This is a genomic window from Mediterraneibacter flintii, assembly GCF_055387595.1.
On the sequence record NZ_AP031405.1, the window covers coordinates 2,613,157 to 2,631,603 of the forward strand.

Here is an 18,447-nt window from a genome sequence, read left to right on the forward strand (position 1 = left end):
GCAGCGCCGATTACACAGGCACTGCTAGCTTTTAGTATATCATTATTCTAATATTTTTCAAACATTTTATTGGTAATTCACGATCGTTATCTGTTTCGTCTTTTCTCCCCGAAATTCATTGATCGAAGGATAGTATGTAACGGACAGCCTGGCCTTTTCCTGCATCCTCCTAAGACATGCCTTTACCTCGCCAAAATATACGGCGTCTATTCTGTTTCCCTGCATATCTTCTAAAACACACTTGAGCACATTCTGATTTTTCCCAAGAATCCTTGGATGTATGACTCTTAATTCCTTCTCCGCAAACAGAGGCTTTGTATTGCCTTTCCCGAACGGTTCTAAGAGCTTAAGCTCTTCTATCAGTGATTCTGTGACATAGGGAAACGGAAGCCGCATGTCAATCGATACCTTCATCAGCAAATCCTCTTCACTCAAATCTGCCAATTCATTGATCGTCTTTCTAAATGTTTCTATATCCTCCTCTTTCAAGGACACCCCCGCCGCCAGCTTATGTCCGCCGAATTTCGTAAATAAAGAACGGCATTTACACATTTCTTCAAACATATGATAGCTCTCAATCGAACGACCGGAGCCTTTTACCCCCTCTTCTGCCTTCGTCAGCACGAAGGTCGGGCGATAGTACCTCTCTTTAATCCGTCCAGCGATGATCCCCGCAATACTCTCATGGCAGTCCGGCAGATAGACGACCAAAACTTTATCATTCTTAAGCTCGCTCTCTTCAATCTGGGCAACCGCCTGTTCCACGCCTTTTTCTGTCATCTCCTTACGGCTGTCATTTAACGCCTTTAAATCCTCCGCCAGAAGCACTGCCTCCCTATGGGTCTTCGCCTCCAGCAAAGCCAGCGCCCTTTTGGCTGTATCCAGCCTGCCGCTGGCATTGATACAGGGCCCCAGAATAAAACCAATATGATAGGCGCTTAAATGCTCCACCGGCACCCCTGTACAGGCAATCAATGCTTTCAGCCCTTCATTTTTCGTTCTCTTTAACATTTCCAAGCCCTGTTTAACAAAAATCCTATTCTCCCCGATCAAATCCATCACATCTCCGACCGTGGCGATCGCAACGTTTTCCATCAAGTAATCTACATCCTCTGCGTCCCTCGCCATTACATTATACAACGCTTCGATCAGTTTATAAGCGACCGCTGCCCCGCACAATCCTTTGAATGGATACGGACAATCGGATCTGTGTGGATCGACTACGGCATCTGCAGGCGGAAGCAGATACTCCCTTTCCCCGCCAAGCTCTACATACGGAACCTCATGGTGGTCTGTCACAAGAATCGTAAGTCCCCGCTTCTTCCCATACTCAATTTCTTCCTTCGCTGCAATCCCGTTATCACAGGTTATAATGGTATCTATCCCTTCCTCTAGTGCGCGGTCGATCAACATACGGTTTAAGCCGTATCCATCCTTCACGCGGTCTGGAATATCTGTATCTACATCTGCTCCAAGTCCCGTCAAGCCTTCTTTCAGTATATATGTGGCATTTACTCCGTCAATGTCATAATCCCCGATCACACGGATTGCTTCTTTTGCTTTGATTTTCTCAGAGAGGATCTCCACCGCTTTATCCATATCCTTCATCAACATTCCGTCATATAAATCTGCAATCGTCCCATTTAAATAAAAGTCAATCTCTTTTTCTGACACAATCTCTCTGTTTCGTATCAATCTTGCCACAATCGGGGATATATGATACTTTTCTGAAATCTTCTGGAAATCTGCCTTTTTCATGGCAACAAACCATTTTTCCATAAACTGCCTCCTTCAACAAATGCCGAGGTACAAAGAATTGAACTCCTTCATACCCCGGCATCCTGTATTTCCTCCGGCCATCTTTTCGAATGCTGCTTTCCTGCCTATTTCTTTTTGCCGGCTTTCTTTGACGCTGCATCTGCTTTCTTTCCGATGCGCGTTTTCATTACATACCACAGAGAGCCGGTCAGGCACACAGAAGTATAGGCGCCGCAGCCAATCCCCACCATCAATGGAAGCGCAAATTCTTTGATGGAGCTTACGCCCATCACATACAGGATAGCCACCATGACAAAGGTCGTAAACGTTGTATAGATACTGCGCGTCAACGTAGCAGTGATACACCGGTTTACAAGCAATGCGAGATCGTCTTTCCTCTGTGTCTTAAGCTCCTCACGAATCCGGTCAAAAATAACGATTGTTGCATTGATGGAATATCCTACGATTGTCAGCATACATGCGATAAAGGTATTGCCGACAGAAACTCTTCCGATTGCATATACGGCAAGTACTACAAGCACATCATGTATCAGTGCAAGCACTGCACTGGTCGCAAAGCGAATGTCCTTAAACCGGAACCAGATATACAACAGCATACAGATTGTCGCAATGACCACCGCGATAACCGCGTCCGTACGCATCTCGGAGCTTACGGTGGAGCTGATGTTTTCCGAAGTAATCCCTTCTGCTTCATTGACACCGAACTCCTCTGTCATCACCTGGTTAAATGCCTCCCGCTTGTCCAGGGACAACGTCTGTGTCTTAAAGATAACCTGATTTGTCCCCTCTACCTTCTGTACCTGGACGTTCTTATCTCCCGTCACGTCCTCCAGCTTCGGAACTATCTGGCTGTCAATCTCATCCAGCGTATATTCTTTATCAAAGGTTACGGTTGTCGCCGTTCCGCCTTTAAATTCCATGCTGTAATTGAGCGCGCCGTCTCCCTTCCCTGCATGAATTCCCATAAATACAAGCCCTGACAGGCACATAATAATAGAAACAATGAAAAATACCTTTCTCTTTCCGATAAAGTCAATCGGTTTTCTGGCCGGTTTGGGACGCCCGTACACTTTCGCATTCCGAATCCCCGCCGCATACAGAGAATAGATAATCAGCCGCGTAATCACAAGCGCAGTAAACATGGACACTACGACACCAAGCGCCAGTGTCTGTGCAAATCCTCTTACTGTTCCGCTTCCTTTGATCCACAGTACCGCCGCCGCAATCAAGGTTGTAATATTCCCGTCTAAAATCGCGGACATTGCCTTGTGGAAGCCTGCGTGAAGCGCGGATTTCACCGCCTTTCCAGCAGTCAATTCCTCTTTGACACGCGCGAAAATAATCACGTTTGCGTCCACCGCCATACCGATTCCAAGAATAATACCTGCAATTCCCGGCAGGGTGAGCGTAATGTCAAAGGCATTTAAAAGCACCAGAATCAGCTCTGTGTAGATCAACAGCGCCAGACTGGATGCAAGTCCGGGAAGCAGATATACCGCAATCATAAAGATAAACACCACTGCAAGCCCGATCGCCCCTGCCTTTAAGCTGGTGCTCACTGCTTCCTCTCCTAGCTGTGCGCCTACTACATTCGACCGCAGTTCCTGAAGCTCCACATTCAACCCACCGATTCGGATGGTAGATGCCAGATTGTCTGCCTCTTCATAGGTCATGCTTCCCTCAATTACTGCCTGTCCATCCTCAATTACAGCATTGACCCGCGGTACACTGATGAGTTCGCCGTCATAATAGATGGCAATCGTCTCTCCCGCTTCTTTGGCTGCCTTCGTCGCTTCCGCAAACTTTTTTGTTCCTTCTTCATTAAAAGAAAGCTGCACTACATTTGAAGTTGCTGACGTAGTGCTGTCCTGCTGTGTTCCGGCAGAAGCACTTTTCACATCGGAGCCCGTCAGCAAAATAGAACCATCCGCTTCTATTTCTTCGATGGACTTATTCAACACATACGCTCCTGATGCATCCAGCGTATAGTTGTCCGCACCCTCTGCGTCTTTCTCACGGATAAAGTACAGAGAGCCTGGCTGTCCCAGTTCATCCAGAATCGCATTGGCATCTGTAACTCCCGGAATTTCGATACTGATCCGGTCATCTCCCTCCTGATAAACCTGTGCCTCCGTACTGTATTGTTCTACACGTCTCTGCAATTTGTAAATCGTATCAGACATGTCTTCATCAGAAGGCTTATCTCCTTTTACCTGGTAAGTAATGCTTACCCCGCCTTCCAAATCCAATCCAAGATTGATATTCTTCGCCGCGCCGCCAAATTTTCCCAGCCCAAATATCGTCGTATAGCCCAGGAAAACCATAAGCGCCGCGATGATGATCAGGGTTATAATCCCTTTACTTTTCTTCATGCTTTTCCTTCTTCCTTTCTTCATAGTCAGCCAGTGCCGCTTTTATCATAATTGCACATTCCACTCTCTTTCTCTCCATCTCACAGCTTACCTCGTAGGTATCCTGAATGGTATGATGAAATTTATAGGAATTTGCCATGCATCCTCCGCTACAGTAAAATCTGGCAAAGCAGCTCCTGCATTTTTCCTTTGAATACACACTGCAGCCTCTGAATTCTTCTGCAATTTCCGGATGGGTAATCCCGTCCTCTACGTTTCCCATCAGGAATTCTTCATTCCCCACAAATTGATGGCACGGATATAAATCCCCCCAGGGCGTCACCGCGAGATATTCGGTGCCGGAGCCGCAGCCCGACAACCGCTTTGCGACGCAGGGCCCTCCTTCTAAATCCAGCATAAAATGGAAAAACGTAAAGCCCTTTCCCGCTTTTTCTCTCTCCACCATAATTTGGGCAAGTCTGTCATACTCGGCAAATATCTGCGGCAAATCCTCTTTTTGAATCGCATATGGATCTGTGTCGTCGCCTACTACAGGCTCAATGGAAATCTGTTCAAATCCCAATTCTGAAAAATGCAGCACATCCTTTGAAAAATCCAGATTTTCCCTTGTAAATGTCCCGCGGATATAGTACTTCTCCTGGTTTCTGCTGTCGGCAAGCCTCTGAAATTTAGGCACAATCAGCTCATAGCTGCCTTTCCCATTCCTAAACGGGCGCATTTTGTCATTGACTTCTTTTCTTCCGTCAAGGCTTAACACCACATTGTCCATCTCACGGTTCAAAAATTCCTGCACTTCCTCATTTAACAGCACACCGTTTGTCGTCAGGGTAAACCGAAAATGCTTGTCATGGCTTTTTTCCAGCTCCCGACCGTATGCCACAAGCTGCTTTACGACCTTCCAATTCATCAAGGGTTCTCCACCAAAGAAGTCTACTTCCAAATTCCTTCGGTTTCCTGAATTTTCCACCAGGAAATCCAGCGCTTTTTTCCCCACCTCATAGGACATCAGCGCCCTTCTCCCATGATATTCCCCTTCCTCTGCAAAACAATACCTGCACGCGAGATTACAGTCATGGGCGATATGCAGACAGAGCGCTTTTACAACAGTCTTTCTCTTTTTTACTTCTCCAATATACTCTTCATATATGTCTCTGGTGAAAAGCTGTCCTGCCTTTGTCAGCTCTGCCACTGCCTCTACTATTTCTTTTATCTCCTCTTCCGGGTATCTTTCTCCCAGACATTTCTTTAGCTTGTACAATGTATCTGGATTTCTCAAGGTCTGTTCCGTATGATACGGATTTTCCTTTTCCAGAATCTCTATTATCTTATATGCGGGCTCGTCCACCACATGGACGGAACCGCTGTTGACATCTAGTACAATATAATATCCATTATTCTGATACTGATGAATCACGATATGTATCTCTCTTTCATTCTGTAATAACAAACGCTAAGGCAGCGGTAAACGCCGCTGCCTCTTTTTCTTCACTTTTATTCCGCCAAAATTTGCCGGTATGGCCTATTTCTTATGCTCACATGTCTGGTTTCCCACTGTGCAGGATGTCTTACATGCTGACTGACAGGATGTCTGGCACTCACCGCATCCGCCTTTTTTCACTGTATGATTTAATGTCTGCGTATTCAGTGTCTTAATGTGTTTCATCTTCTCTCCTCCTACTTTACGTGTATCTATATACACCTGTTACTTCGTAACATTATACCATACTGTTTTCCGTTTTTAAACCCCCTTTTTCTTTCGTTTCCCACACTGTTAAGGTACCGTTTCTTCCTTTTTTCAATTAGGTAGTCTCTTCCACTACGATAGCATGCCGCCCAGCATACCTCCTCCCGCACACAAAAGGCATGTTGTAATCAGGCTTTGCCATTCTGACTGTAAGGTATGATAGACGCCGAGGGAAATCAGCAGCAGTAGAACAAAATACAATACTCCTAATATAAGCCCCCATGCAAATTTCCGTACCCCTGCAAGCTTTCCTATCAGAAATCCTCCCGCAAATGTAGACAGTATATAGATAACCACAATTCCGGCTGTCACCTTTCCTTCATCGAGATTCAGCTTATATAAAAGCATCGTCAAAATGAACAGTAGTATTCCGGTCACAATATACGCGCATAACAGGGATTTCAGCAGCCAGAGTAATTTCGTCTCTATTCCCCGGCCATTCTTCATCTTTTTTTCCATCTCTCTCCTCCTCGTTTCGCATAAGCTTCTGCTGCCTGCTTCGTTTTGCTACTACATCCTATGCTTGTTCGAGAAGTTTTATGCTACTGCCCCATCTGCTTTCCTAAGAATTCTGCCGCGCTTTGTGCCACTTTACATTCTACGTCCCCAAATTTTCTTTTCTCGTCTTTTCCAAGAAATACAACGGAACCTATCACATCCCCGTTACACAGAATCGGACAGATCACTTCTTCTGCATATTCTTTTGCTCCGGCTGATATTTCTACATACTTAGCGCTTCCTGCCTTTTCTGCAACCTGCGAACGCTGTAAAATAACGTGTTCTAATTCTTTGCTGATATAGGCATCCTGCAATTCTTTTTTTCCACTTCCAGAAACCGCCACTATCTGATCCATATCTGTAATGCAGACCGTACATCCCATTGTCTGCGAAAGGCTCTCACAATACAGCTTTGCAAGCGTGCCAAGCTCCCCAATAGGAGAATATTTTTTCAGTATAATTTCTCCCTCCCGATCTGTAAAAATTTCTAAAGGATCTCCCTCTCGAATTCTTAAAGTTCTTCTTATTTCCTTCGGAATAACCACTCTTCCGAGATCGTCAATCCGCCTTACTATTCCTGTTGCTTTCATAAAAATTCCTCCATTTTACATTCTTACATTTATCCTAATTGCGATGTATGCACCATCAATCGAACACCACCTCTGTCCGAAGGAAGATGGTAACTTTTGCAGATAAATGTAGTATCTGTAAAATGGAGGAAAAATATTCGCAGGTTTTTTAATCCCCGACGAAATGTTCCGAATATATATTGTCAACCTTCCATTTCTTCATATTGCTGTGCAATATTTTTTACATGATCTCCCATTCTTTCAAAGTCTGTTAAGATCTCAGTAAAAATAATTCCTGTCTGCGGCTTACATTTCCCTTTCTTTAACCGCTGCATCTGTTTTTTGAAATATTTGTCTCGTGTATCGTCGATTTTCTGTTCAATCGCAGACGCTTTATTGAGTACAAACCCTACCTGTTCTGCCTGCACATCTTTTATAATATCCAAGGCTTCCAAGCATTGCCTCTTCATTATTTCCAGCTCTTCCAAAACATTTTCCGAAAATTTTAAATCCCATTTTTTCAAGTCGTCCGCATACCCTGCAAGGTTCACAGCATGGTCCCCGATTCTCTCCAGATTACTGATGACTACGTAGAACCCATTCAACTGTTTTGAATCCGAAAACGATTTTTCATTTCCCATCAAAGAGACAATATATTCTGAAATCCCTCTATTCAGATAATCAATATATTCTTCTCGTTCGGTCACCTTTTTTCTCGCTTTGTCATCATAATGAATCAGTACCTCATACGCATCATGGATATTTTTCGCGACCATATCACGCATTCTTCCTACTTCGTCGCGCACCTGTGAAATAGACACTGCAGCCTGTCCGATTGCATAAGTAGAATCAAACGGACGGATATATTTCAGCCTGTATTCTTCGTCCTCCTCCTTCTTGCTGTCCGGTAGGACTTTCACTGCGATTCTTGCCATATAGGTTCCAAATGGAAGTAAAATCAACGTAGTCACGATATTAAAAATCGTATGTACGTTTGCTATCTGCGATACAGGATTTCCTGGTGTCAGCGCCTCCATCCAGGACACAAACGGAGTTACCAAACAGATAATCGTAAACAACACAGAGCCAAAAATATTAAACATCAAATGAATGACTGTCGTTCTTCTGGCATTGACCTTTGTACCGATAGATGCAAGCACCGCAGTAATACAAGTTCCAATATTCTGCCCGAACAAAACATACACCGCACTGGAAAGCGGAATCATTCCCGTACCGGCAAGCGCCTGGAGAATTCCCACAGAGGCGGAGGAAGACTGGATAATTGCTGTAAAGACAGCTCCAATCAGAATACCTACAACTGGATTCTGAAACGTTGTCATAAATTGCAGAAATGTCTCTGAATTCTGAAGCGGCTCCATTGCACTCCCCATCATATCCATTCCCATAAACAAAATACCAAGCCCCGCAAAAATTCCACTGATATGGTGTACCTTTTCACTTTTTACAAACATAATGGCTGCCACGCCGCCGATCGCAAAAACCGGAGCGATCGCCCCCATGTCCAGGGCGATAAGCTGGCCCGTAATCGTTGTACCGATATTTGCCCCCATAATCACCCAGACTGCCTGATTCAATGTCATCAGTCCGGAGTTCACAAATCCTACCACCATCACTGTCGTCGCCGAGGAGGACTGAATAACCGCAGTAATAGCGGCTCCTACAAGCACTCCCTTTATTCTGTTGGAGGTCAGTCTTTCCAAAATGGATTTCATTTTATTTCCCGCCGCGGATTCCAGACCGCTGCTCATCATCTGCATTCCGTATAGAAATAGCGCGAGCCCTCCTAACAGGGACAGTATATCTTTTATTCCCATCTCATTTTCTCCTTTGTTTATCGTATTTATACGCATACTTAGTTCAAGATAACATACGAAAACCAGTCGGACAATCCGACTTTTTATTTTCTTAACAGAATTTTAACATACTTTTTTCTTCTTTACCACTATACGACAAAATCTCTTCCCGTTGTTCTCTTACTTGAAAACATTGCTTTATTCTGCTAGAATTGAGAGAGTGTGAAAGGAACAGAATGTTTCATGTATCAGGAGGGAATATGAGTTTAAAAATTCCGATAGAGACATCTGCAAGACATATTCATCTGTCACAGCAGGATTTTGAAATCTTATTCGGTTCTGGCGCCCGCCCTACATTTGTAAAAGAATTGAGCCAGCCAGGACAATATGCTTGTAAAGAACGTCTCACCGTTGCTGGTCCGAAAGGTCGCTTTGAGAAGGTCATTGTATTAGGCCCCTGCCGTTCCTGTACGCAGGTTGAACTCTCTGTGACAGATACACGACGCTTAGGGATCCCCAGTGTCATACGCCAGTCCGGAGATCTGGAGGGGACACCGGGTTGTCTTTTAGTCGGGCCGAAAGGAAAAGTACAACTGGAAAAAGGCGTCATTGTAGCAAAACGTCACATCCATATGAATCCTGTAGATGCTATGCGTGCACATGTAAAGGACAATGATATTGTATTTGTTATCACAACCAGTTATGAACGCTCTCTTATCTTCTCCGACGTAGTTGTCAGGGTCAGTCCTTCTTTTTCTCTTGCTATGCATGTAGATACTGATGAGGCAAATGCATTTGCAAATGAAGACAATCCTACCGGAGTTATCTTAAAGCTTTTTAATGGACACACTTACAGCCTGCAGACATGGGCGGATGAGCTTCAGGCTGGTATTAACCGCTAAAAGGGCGGTTTATCACAGAATCAGGAGGTTAGTAAAATGAGTAAAATTGATGAAGTCAGAAGCGCTATGGTTGCCGCTATGAAGGCTGGAGACAAAGAGCGAAAAGCGGCACTTTCTTTTCTTCTCTCTGCTTTAAAGAATAAAGCAATCGATAAGCGTGCGGAGCTATCTGCTGAGGAGGAAGCACAGGTTATATTAAAGGAAATTAAGCAGACAAAGGAAACTCTGGATATGACTCCAGCTGACCGCACAGACATCATTGACGAGTGTAAAAAACGTCTCTCAGTTCTTGAAGAATATGCACCGAAAATGATGGGCGAAGAGGAAATCCGCACACTCGTGCAGGAAGTAATTACACAGCTTGGAATCTCAAAGCCTACTGGAAAAGACAAAGGAAAAATTATGAAAGAGCTTATGCCGAAGGTAAAAGGGAAGGCAGATGGAAAACAGGTAAATGAAATCGTAGCTTCCTTCTTAGTTTAAGTATCTTAGAGGGGAGAACCTATCATCTTATGTTTATACTGATATTCAGTCAACTTCTAAAAATGTTTTTTATCATGCTGCTTGCCTTTGTCTGCTACCGGATCCGTCTGGTTGGGCAGGAGGGGAACCGCACTGTATCTGATCTGCTCTTGTTAGTTGTCAATCCTTGTGTCATTTTGACCGCACTGCAGACTGATTATGATACAGAGCTGGTGCATGGGCTTCTTCTCGCCTTTGTCGCCGCAGCCGTTTCAAATATAATCGCCATATTCGCTGCGAATCTCTTCATTCCTGTAAAGAAGAACCCAGATTACTGTATTGAGCGTTTCAGCGTAGTTTATTCGAATTGCGGATTTATTGGAATTCCATTAATTCACAGTGTACTCGGAAACAAAGGTGTATTTTTTCTCACCGCGTATATCACTCTTTTTAACCTCTTTTCCTGGACGCATGGCTTAAGCCTGATGAAAAAGGAATTCAGCTTAAAAGAGCTTAAGGAAGGACTGCTTTCCCCTGTCGTTATTGCAACAGGGGTTGCTTTGATTTTGTTTTTTTCTCAAATCGCACTTCCAGATATTCTTCTAGACTCTATGACTTATATTGCCGACATGAATACACCTCTTGCCATGATGGTCGCAGGCTTCTCTGTGGCGCAGGCAGATTTAAAAAAGCTGTTTACCACTTTAAAAATATACAGGGCTTCCATCTTAAAATTACTGATAGTCCCGCTTCTTACTTTAGCAGCACTTGCCCTATGCAGATTCCCGCATGATGTTGCATATACAATTTTGATTGCTGCGGCATGTCCGACTGCTACAACAGGAACTATGATGGCAATTCGTTTTCGCCAGAATTATACGTACGCATCGGAAATTTTTGCATTTTCTACCATACTTTCTATCTTCACCATCCCTGTTGTTATCTTTCTTGCGGGATTTATGATATAACTCCCGCAAAAAACGGTTATACTGATATGGATTGACACAAATGAACTGACTTATAGAAATGAGACAAATTGTAGTATGAATATATTAATTTTATCCTGTAATACAGGAGAGGGACACAATTATGCCGGCAAGGCGCTCAAAGAATGCATTGTATCACATGGAGGCACAGCTGAACTCGTAGATATTATGCTCCTGGCCGGAAAACGAATTTCCCGTCTGGTTGGCGGCAGCTACGTTGGAATTGTAACACATGCCCCTGGATTCTTTCAGCTTCTCTACAAAGCTGGGACACTGGTAAGCTCAAAGAAAAGGAAATCTCCTGTCTATTATGCAAATACACTGCTTGCACAGCCTCTGAAAAAATATCTCGACGCTCATTCTTATGACGCCATTGTTACAGTCCATCTCTTTGCTGCGGAAACACTTACCTATATGAAACAAAAAGGGATACTCCGCCAAAAAGTGATTGCTGTAGAAACGGATTATACCTGTATTCCATTTTGGGAAGAGACAAACTGCGATGCATACATCATTCCCCACCCTTCTCTTGCACAAGAATTCGAAGAAAAAGGACTCCCTGCATCTAAGTTAAAGCCTTATGGGATCCCCGTCAGAAAGGCATTCTCTGAAAAAGGCAAAAAAAGCTATGCTCGCCGGATCTGCCGGATTCCAGAAGCTGCACACGTATATCTGATTATGAGTGGTAGTATGGGATTCGGTAAAATCCCATTTTTCGTAGCGGAACTTCTTAAAACGCTCTCACCCGATGAATATATTATTGTGATCTGTGGAAATAATAAAAGACTCCGTAAAATATTGCAGAAATCTTTTCACAATTACGATAATATACGGATATTAGGCTATACAGAACACATTTCTGCCTATATGGATGCCAGCGATGTTCTTTTTACAAAGCCTGGCGGACTTACAAGCACGGAAGCAGCGGTAAAGGAAATTCCTATTGTGCACACTCGCCCGATTCCGGGCTGCGAAACTAAAAATCTCGATTTTTTTACTACCCACGGGCTTTCCCTTACTTCTCGGAAATTCTATGGACAGATTCGTGCGGGGCAAAATTTGATCCGAGATGAGGAACTAAAAAAATCTATGTGTGCAGCCCAGAAAAGAGTCATCCCAAAGGATGCCGCAGAAAAAACATATCAGCTTTTACGAAGCTTTACAGAGGCAACAGGAGAATAAATACTATGGCAGGTTATATCTTTTTTATTATCGTCGGTTATCTTTCAGGAAGTATTCTGTATGCATATCTTGTACCAAAATTTTTCTGTAATATGGATATTCGAAGGTTAAGTGAAGATCAGAATCCAGGTACATTTAATGCATTTGCCTGTGCCGGTGCAGGCATTGGCACACTCGTTATTTTTTTAGAGCTTGCCAAAGGATTTTTTCCTGTCTTTTTCGCCGCCCGCTTTCTTCGCCCTCAAGCGCCTCTTTTCTGTTTTGTACTTTCTGCACCAGTTATAGGACATGCCTTTCCTTTTCTCCAGTTCAAAAAAGGGGGAAAGGCCATCGCCGTTTCCTTTGGCTGTCTGCTGGGATTATATCCCTTTCTAACTCCACTTCTTTATCTGATTGTATTCTATCTTTTATTTTCTGCCGTTGTCATCATTCGTCCACATCTGTTCCGCAGTATCATTACTTTCTTTTGTTTTACATTGGCCTGCGCCTGGACAATACCTGTAAGGTCATTTGTCTACGGAACGTTCTGTATCTCTGCGACTGTCATTTTAAAACATCTGATGAAATATAAAAAAGAACCTTTTAGTATTCATTTTTTACAGTGGAATCGCTAATTTTGATATTGTACTGCAGTCTAGAACCTGTTATAATATGTAAAGGATTTTGTAGGAATTCTTTCAAAAAAGGAGAGTGATTGTACTATGTCACCAAAATTTTCATCCACTATGCAGCGCATTGGTTTAAACGGTATGGGATATGCCGTGCTTGGTTCTGTCATGTTTGCCTTTGGGCTAAATGTGTTTATCACTCCACTTTCCCTTTATAACGGTGGATTCATGGGGATTTCCCAGTTAATCCGTACCTTTCTTTTGCAGGTGTTCCATCTGTCTTTCGGGCAGACCGACATCGCCGGTATTATCTATCTGCTGATTAACCTCCCTCTAATTTACCTGGCATGGACAATGGGCAAAAATTTTTTTGTGCGCTCTATCATAACCATCCTGATACAGACCGCTGCCTTGACCTTGATTCCTATTCCTATCCACCCAATCATCGAGGACTATCTGACTGCCTGCATTATCGGAGGCATAATCGCGGGAACGGGTTCTGGACTTATCTTACGCGGCGGAAGCTCTGGCGGCGGACAGGACATACTTGGACTCTATTTTACAAAAAAATTCCACAGTTTTAGCGTAGGAAAGATGTCCCTTATTATCAATATTCTTGTATATGGGATCTGTCTTGCCATGTTCAACATAGAAATCGTCATCTATTCGCTCATTTATGGTGTTGTATATTCTATTGCCTGCGACAGAGTACATATACAGAATATCAACATGAGTGTCATCATCTTTACAAAAAAAGAGGGAATCCCACAGGCAATCATGCAGCAGACCGGACGGGGCGTCACAAACTGGGATGGGGCAGGGGCCTATACAAACGAACATTCCTCTGTCCTCTTTGTTGTCATCTCCAAGCATGAAGTAGCCACCATCAAGCGAATTGTAAAAGAAATAGACCCCAATGCTTTTATGGTATTTAATGAGGGATGTTCTGTCTCTGGAAATTTTATCAAACGGTTGGATCCGTAACTGGTATCTCTTGGAACAAAGTAGACAAGCCCCTCACTCTTGAGGGGCTTGTCTACTTTGCGCGCCGCCGCAATACCGCAAAGCGGTAAAATTTCCTTATTGCGGCGTGCGCATCCCGCCCGGAGGGCTTTTTCTATTTATATCATCCTCTTCGCTTATCTGCTTCCTTTTCTTTTGTATACGCAGACACCTACTGCGCCGGCGGACAGTATGCACAGCATGCCCGCTAAAAGTATCCGGTTATTCTCCTCTCCCGTCTTCGGAGATGACGAAGCTCCCTCTGTACTGTCGGAACCACCTTTTTCAGGCTTCTTCTGTCCTTCCCCGCCTGTATTTGCATCTCCTTTGTCCTTCTCGTCATCCGGTGTTTCCGACGAGCCTCCCTCGTCTGCTCCCATAACGGAAAAGGCCGTCTTTGCCGTCACTGTTTCGGTGGTTTCCCAGCCTCCAGCACTTGCCTTATAGGTCTGGTATGCAAATTGCACTGTAAGCGTATAGTCTCCTGCCCCTAGTTCCTTCGCACTTTCCTCGATTGTAAAAGGGCCTTCCGTCTGCCAGGAACCGTTTCTTACTTCCACGTCCCCTTTCTCTATCATCCATGATACAGGAAGGTAACGCAGATCGTTTTCCTTCGGTGTTGTATTACTCATTCCCGATCCTTTTGCCTCTATGGAGATCACACCGTCTTTTTCAAAAGACTGTCCCTCCGAAATCCCTTCCACTTCATACCATGCACCGTCCAGAGTGATGGGGGAAGCCGTCTGTAAAATAATAGGATTGGACAAAGAGACCTTTCCTCCTACAGCAGCCTCCTGCGTTGACTCTGCTTCTATCAGCGTAGCTTCCTCTCTTTTTCCTTCCAACCATGCTTTACCAGCAAGGACATCAAATATCTGCGGTATATATTGTGCTGTCAGTGTCTGAGCTATAGTATCGTACGGCTGTGGAAGCTTCACCGCGTTCTTATCACCCAAAATCATGTAGCTTCCTGTCTGGCTGACACTGAAATCAAAAGAAAGAGGCTCCCTGAACAAAGACGGGTCTTCCTGAAATTCCACTTTTATATAAGGCACCCGCATTTGCTCTTCTACGTCGATCCATGCCGGAAAAGAAATCTCTTCCACCTGTTCCGCCCCGCTTTGTATCTGAAATGCGGTTTCCCTGCTGCTTGTTCCTCCCGCCATTTCCTGTATACATATATCCATTATATTCATACTCTGCCAGTACACATCGCTTCCGTCAGCATCCTCCAGCAATTCTGTCAAGGAAATATAATACGTGCCTCCCGGACGATACCCTCCCTCGGCCTCCACAAATGATGCAGCTTCCTCGTCGAACTGATATAGTTTCACTGTTTCCGGCACCTGTAGTAATGTTTCCTCCTCGCTTAAAGTAAATTCTACATCATAGCTTTGCTCCTCGGTTTCAGAAGAAGGCTTTACCCAGATCCCCGATCCGTCTGCGAGTTCAACTTTTAATTCCTGCACTGCGCCTTCTGTATCCGCCGCCGAAGCCGGTACGGCAAGCATGCCCACCATACCTGCTGCCACAGCGAAGGCCAGAACAGCTTTTCCTTTTCCCATGCTGTTATCTCCCTTTTGCTTCTCTTTTATACGCCTCTGCAAATCCATCCTTTACACTTTACATGCAACTGATTACAGTATACGCAAGGATCCCACAAAAAGCAAGCCAAATCCTGAAGGTGCCTCCTTCCTCATTCCTGTACTTCTGCTTTTAATACTGTTCCTTCTTTCCGCTTACAATTCCATAATATCCCCTGGATGTTATGATATAGACTAAGATATAGAATACTGCAAAGGCAAGATAACAGATTCCTGTTATGCACAGAAGAAGCTTCTTATCTGTAATTGCAAATAACACAAGTAATTTGGAAATCAACGGGAAAGCAAACGCTACATGAATCCCCGCCATGATAAGCGGAAGGAAAAATACGGTCAGCACCTGCGAATTAATGCTCTGCCGGATTTCCTTTTGTCTCATTCCCACTTTTCTCAATATCGCAAATCTTCCCTGGTCCTCATACCCTTCTGATATTTGCTTATAATACATAATTAGGACAGTGCCAAATATAAAAATGATTCCAAGCAGAATTCCTAAAAAGAACAATCCGCCATATAATCCATAGAAACCGGAACGCTCCTGTTCGACGCCTTCTACTATCACTCCCGGAAATGCCTCGTCCTGCTCCATATACGTATATATCTGCTTTTTGATTTCCTCTGTAATCTCAATCTGCTTCTCCTTGCCACAGTTTAAATCAAATCCATAGTATGTGTGCAGATAGGATTTATTTTTTCCATATACTGCCGCCTGCCCATTATAGAACTGTTTTATCACGTTTTCGTCTTTGACAAATATAAACAGGGAAGACATGACCTGCTGCGCGTCGATTCCATTATTTACAAACTCCGGCACTGTCTTTTTCACCTGCCAGGTGCCTAACCCTTCTAATGTAAGCGTATCATATTCATATCCGTATGACTCCCCACTCTGAGGGGATTTTGTCATATAAATCATCACCTCGTTTTCTTCCAGTGTCTCCGATTTTCCCATTAGACGGTTATAATCTGACAGAGGAATGATAAACAGCTGCCGTATATCTTCAAACAAATCTACTCCTATACCTATATTTTCAGGATTCAGGTATATGGTATCTCCTGCCTGGTACCCTGCTATATCGAGCATCGTATATTGCAGGATATTTTCCGGCTTCTCCTGCTGTTTTTTTAAGATGTCCTCTATTGTCTCCTGTACTTTCTTTTCATACTTCTCTTCCTGGCTATAGGTATCTACCACAATATTCCTCGGGTATCTGCCCCGTAAACCCTCCTCCGCCCCAAGGTACAGACATGCTGTAGAGGAAAGCATAACCAGTACCATAGTAGAAAGGATACAGATAGAAGCAAGCCCCGCCCCGTTTCGTTTCATACGGTATACCATTGAGGAGAGGGAAACAAAGTGGCGCGTCTTATAGTAGTAGCTTTTATTTTTCTGCAGTAATCTGCAAAATACTACAGACCCCGTAATAAATAGGAGATACGTTGCAAAAATAACCATCACGACCGCCACGAAGAACCACACCATTGCCGTAACCGGTTCTTCAATATGCAATGCAAGATAATACGCCCCGACAAGCAGTATCAGTCCAAAGAGTGCAATCACCCAGTTTGCCTTCGGCGGCTTCTCTCCCACACTTTCGCTTTGCAGCAGTTCTACCGGACGCGAACGGTAAATATGCAGCAGCATCCTAAGCATAATCAAAAAGAACACAACCGCAAATAAAATCACTGTCATCCCTATCGCTTTCGGTTCTATATGCATGGAGAAGCCTGCTTCGGCGTCCATAATCCGCACACACAGAAGATCGGCTGCCTTAGATAATAAAAATCCGATCAGAAGTCCCATCACCAGTGATACAAGCGCCGTCAGAATGTTTTCCCATATGAGAATTTTGACCAGATTGCGTTTTCCCATTCCTAGTATGTGGTAAAGTCCAAATTCCTTTTTCCTTCGCCGTATGAGAAAAGAATTCGTATAATACAAGAAAATAAGAGAAAAAATTCCGATTACGCCACACCCGAAGGAAAGGACGGACTGCATTGCATCCCCTCCGGGTATTTTTCTAAATTCTCCACTCTGATTGAGAAAACAGATAATATAAAACATCATCACCATACAAATACATGTCAGAATATATGGGTAATATAGTTTTTTATTTTTTGTAATGCCTGTTACAGCAAGTCTGCAATAGAATCCTTTCTTCATTGTACTTCACCGCCTGTCGCCAGTATTGTAAGGGTATCCGAAATCTTCTGATAGAACTGCTCATCTGTCATTTTCCCTTTATACAGCTGATGGAATACCTCTCCATCCTTTATGAAAAGTACACGTCCCGCCCTGCTTGCGGCTTTCACAGAATGCGTAACCATTAAAATGGTCTGTCCCCTCTGATTGATCTTTGCGAACAGCCCTAACAGCTCATCTGTAGATTTAGAATCCAGCGCCCCAGTAGGTTCATCGGCAAGAATCAGTCTCGGTTCTGCAATCAGTGCACGCGCGACTGCTGCCCTTTGTTTTTGTCCGCCGGACACTTCGTACGGATATTTATTGAGAAGCTCTGCTATCCCCAACTCCTCTGCAATAGGATCCAGTTTCTTTTTCATCTCTTTGTAATGTTTTCCCTCTAATACGAGAGGCAGAAAAATGTTATCCTGAATCGTAAATGTATCGAGCAGATTAAAATCTTGAAACACAAATCCTAATTTTTCTCTCCTAAATTCACAAATTTTCTGATCTTTAATAGAAGAAAGAGGAATCCCTTCTAAAAAAACCTCTCCTCCCGTCGACTTATCCAGCGCTGCGAGAATGTTTAAAAGCGTCGTCTTACCTGAACCACTCTCTCCCATAATAGCGACATATTCTCCTTTTTCTACAGAGAAAGAGACGTTTGAGAGCGCCTGTACCTGATTTCCTCCAAAACGCGGCTTATATATTTTCTTTAGATTTCTGACTTCCAAAATTGCCAT

16 protein-coding genes are annotated in these 18,447 nt (G+C 43.8%); 6 read left to right on the forward strand and 10 right to left on the reverse strand.

Going from position 1 to position 18,447, the window contains the following annotated elements; genetic code table 11:
- Positions 1–66: 66 nt before the first annotated feature.
- From recJ to ACZ5C4_RS12420, 7 genes are all read right to left on the reverse strand, one after another.
- Positions 67–1,779: a single-stranded-DNA-specific exonuclease RecJ gene (gene recJ, locus ACZ5C4_RS12390; protein WP_464521265.1), complete on the reverse strand. Its 1,713-nt coding sequence runs from the start codon at positions 1,777–1,779 to the stop codon at positions 67–69.
- Positions 1,780–1,883: 104 nt separating this feature from the next.
- Positions 1,884–4,151: a protein translocase subunit SecD gene (secD, locus tag ACZ5C4_RS12395; RefSeq protein ID WP_464521266.1), complete on the reverse strand. Its 2,268-nt coding sequence runs from the start codon at positions 4,149–4,151 to the stop codon at positions 1,884–1,886.
- Entirely contained in the window at positions 4,138–5,565 is a 1,428-nt protein-coding gene (gene scfB, locus ACZ5C4_RS12400; RefSeq protein WP_464521267.1) for a thioether cross-link-forming SCIFF peptide maturase, read from the reverse strand. Before scfB ends, secD begins: the two co-directional genes overlap by 14 nt.
- Before the next feature lie 105 nt (positions 5,566–5,670).
- Complete coding sequence (gene scfA, locus ACZ5C4_RS12405; protein ID WP_059070209.1) at positions 5,671–5,814, reverse strand: six-cysteine ranthipeptide SCIFF; 144 nt, start codon at positions 5,812–5,814, stop codon at positions 5,671–5,673.
- A gap of 153 nt (positions 5,815–5,967) precedes the next feature.
- Positions 5,968–6,354, reverse strand: a complete 387-nt coding sequence (locus tag ACZ5C4_RS12410) for a TIGR04086 family membrane protein (RefSeq protein WP_464521268.1) — start codon at positions 6,352–6,354, stop codon at positions 5,968–5,970.
- Between the two features lie 83 nt (positions 6,355–6,437).
- The gene (spoVT, locus tag ACZ5C4_RS12415) at positions 6,438–6,983 is read right to left on the reverse strand and encodes a stage V sporulation protein T (RefSeq protein WP_464521269.1); all 546 of its coding nucleotides are present in this window, start codon (positions 6,981–6,983) and stop codon (positions 6,438–6,440) included.
- A 182-nt stretch (positions 6,984–7,165) separates the two neighbouring features.
- Positions 7,166–8,797: a Na/Pi cotransporter family protein gene (locus ACZ5C4_RS12420; RefSeq protein ID WP_464521270.1), complete on the reverse strand. Its 1,632-nt coding sequence runs from the start codon at positions 8,795–8,797 to the stop codon at positions 7,166–7,168.
- Positions 8,798–9,036: 239 nt separating this feature from the next.
- Here ACZ5C4_RS12420 and pduL point away from each other — a divergent pair, with 239 nt between their 5' ends.
- From pduL to ACZ5C4_RS12450, 6 genes are all read left to right on the forward strand, one after another.
- A complete protein-coding gene (pduL, locus tag ACZ5C4_RS12425; protein ID WP_464521271.1) occupies positions 9,037–9,678 on the forward strand; it encodes a phosphate propanoyltransferase in 642 nt (213 codons plus the stop codon).
- Between the two features lie 36 nt (positions 9,679–9,714).
- Positions 9,715–10,161, forward strand: a complete 447-nt coding sequence (locus ACZ5C4_RS12430) for a GatB/YqeY domain-containing protein (RefSeq protein ID WP_464521272.1) — start codon at positions 9,715–9,717, stop codon at positions 10,159–10,161.
- Positions 10,162–10,190: 29 nt separating this feature from the next.
- A complete protein-coding gene (locus tag ACZ5C4_RS12435; protein ID WP_464521273.1) occupies positions 10,191–11,108 on the forward strand; it encodes an AEC family transporter in 918 nt (305 codons plus the stop codon).
- 75 nt (positions 11,109–11,183) lie between these two features.
- Positions 11,184–12,308, forward strand: a complete 1,125-nt coding sequence (locus ACZ5C4_RS12440) for an MGDG synthase family glycosyltransferase (protein WP_464521274.1) — start codon at positions 11,184–11,186, stop codon at positions 12,306–12,308.
- Positions 12,309–12,313: 5 nt separating this feature from the next.
- Positions 12,314–12,922, forward strand: a complete 609-nt coding sequence (locus tag ACZ5C4_RS12445; protein ID WP_186874026.1) for a glycerol-3-phosphate acyltransferase — start codon at positions 12,314–12,316, stop codon at positions 12,920–12,922.
- An 87-nt stretch (positions 12,923–13,009) separates the two neighbouring features.
- Complete coding sequence (locus ACZ5C4_RS12450; protein ID WP_464521275.1) at positions 13,010–13,900, forward strand: YitT family protein; 891 nt, start codon at positions 13,010–13,012, stop codon at positions 13,898–13,900.
- A gap of 155 nt (positions 13,901–14,055) precedes the next feature.
- Here ACZ5C4_RS12450 and ACZ5C4_RS12455 read toward each other — a convergent pair whose 3' ends face one another.
- The 3 genes from ACZ5C4_RS12455 to ACZ5C4_RS12465 form a co-directional block, all read right to left on the reverse strand.
- Positions 14,056–15,483 (reverse strand): LPXTG cell wall anchor domain-containing protein, encoded by a 1,428-nt coding sequence (locus tag ACZ5C4_RS12455; RefSeq protein WP_464521276.1) that lies wholly within the window; start codon positions 15,481–15,483, stop codon positions 14,056–14,058.
- A 151-nt stretch (positions 15,484–15,634) separates the two neighbouring features.
- Positions 15,635–17,686 carry an ABC transporter permease gene (locus ACZ5C4_RS12460; protein WP_464521277.1) on the reverse strand — a complete coding sequence of 684 codons (2,052 nt, stop codon included), beginning with the start codon at positions 17,684–17,686 and terminating at the stop codon, positions 15,635–15,637.
- The gene (locus ACZ5C4_RS12465) at positions 17,683–18,447 is read right to left on the reverse strand and encodes an ABC transporter ATP-binding protein (RefSeq protein ID WP_464521278.1); all 765 of its coding nucleotides are present in this window, start codon (positions 18,445–18,447) and stop codon (positions 17,683–17,685) included. The genes ACZ5C4_RS12460 and ACZ5C4_RS12465 overlap by 4 nt, the downstream gene beginning before the upstream one ends.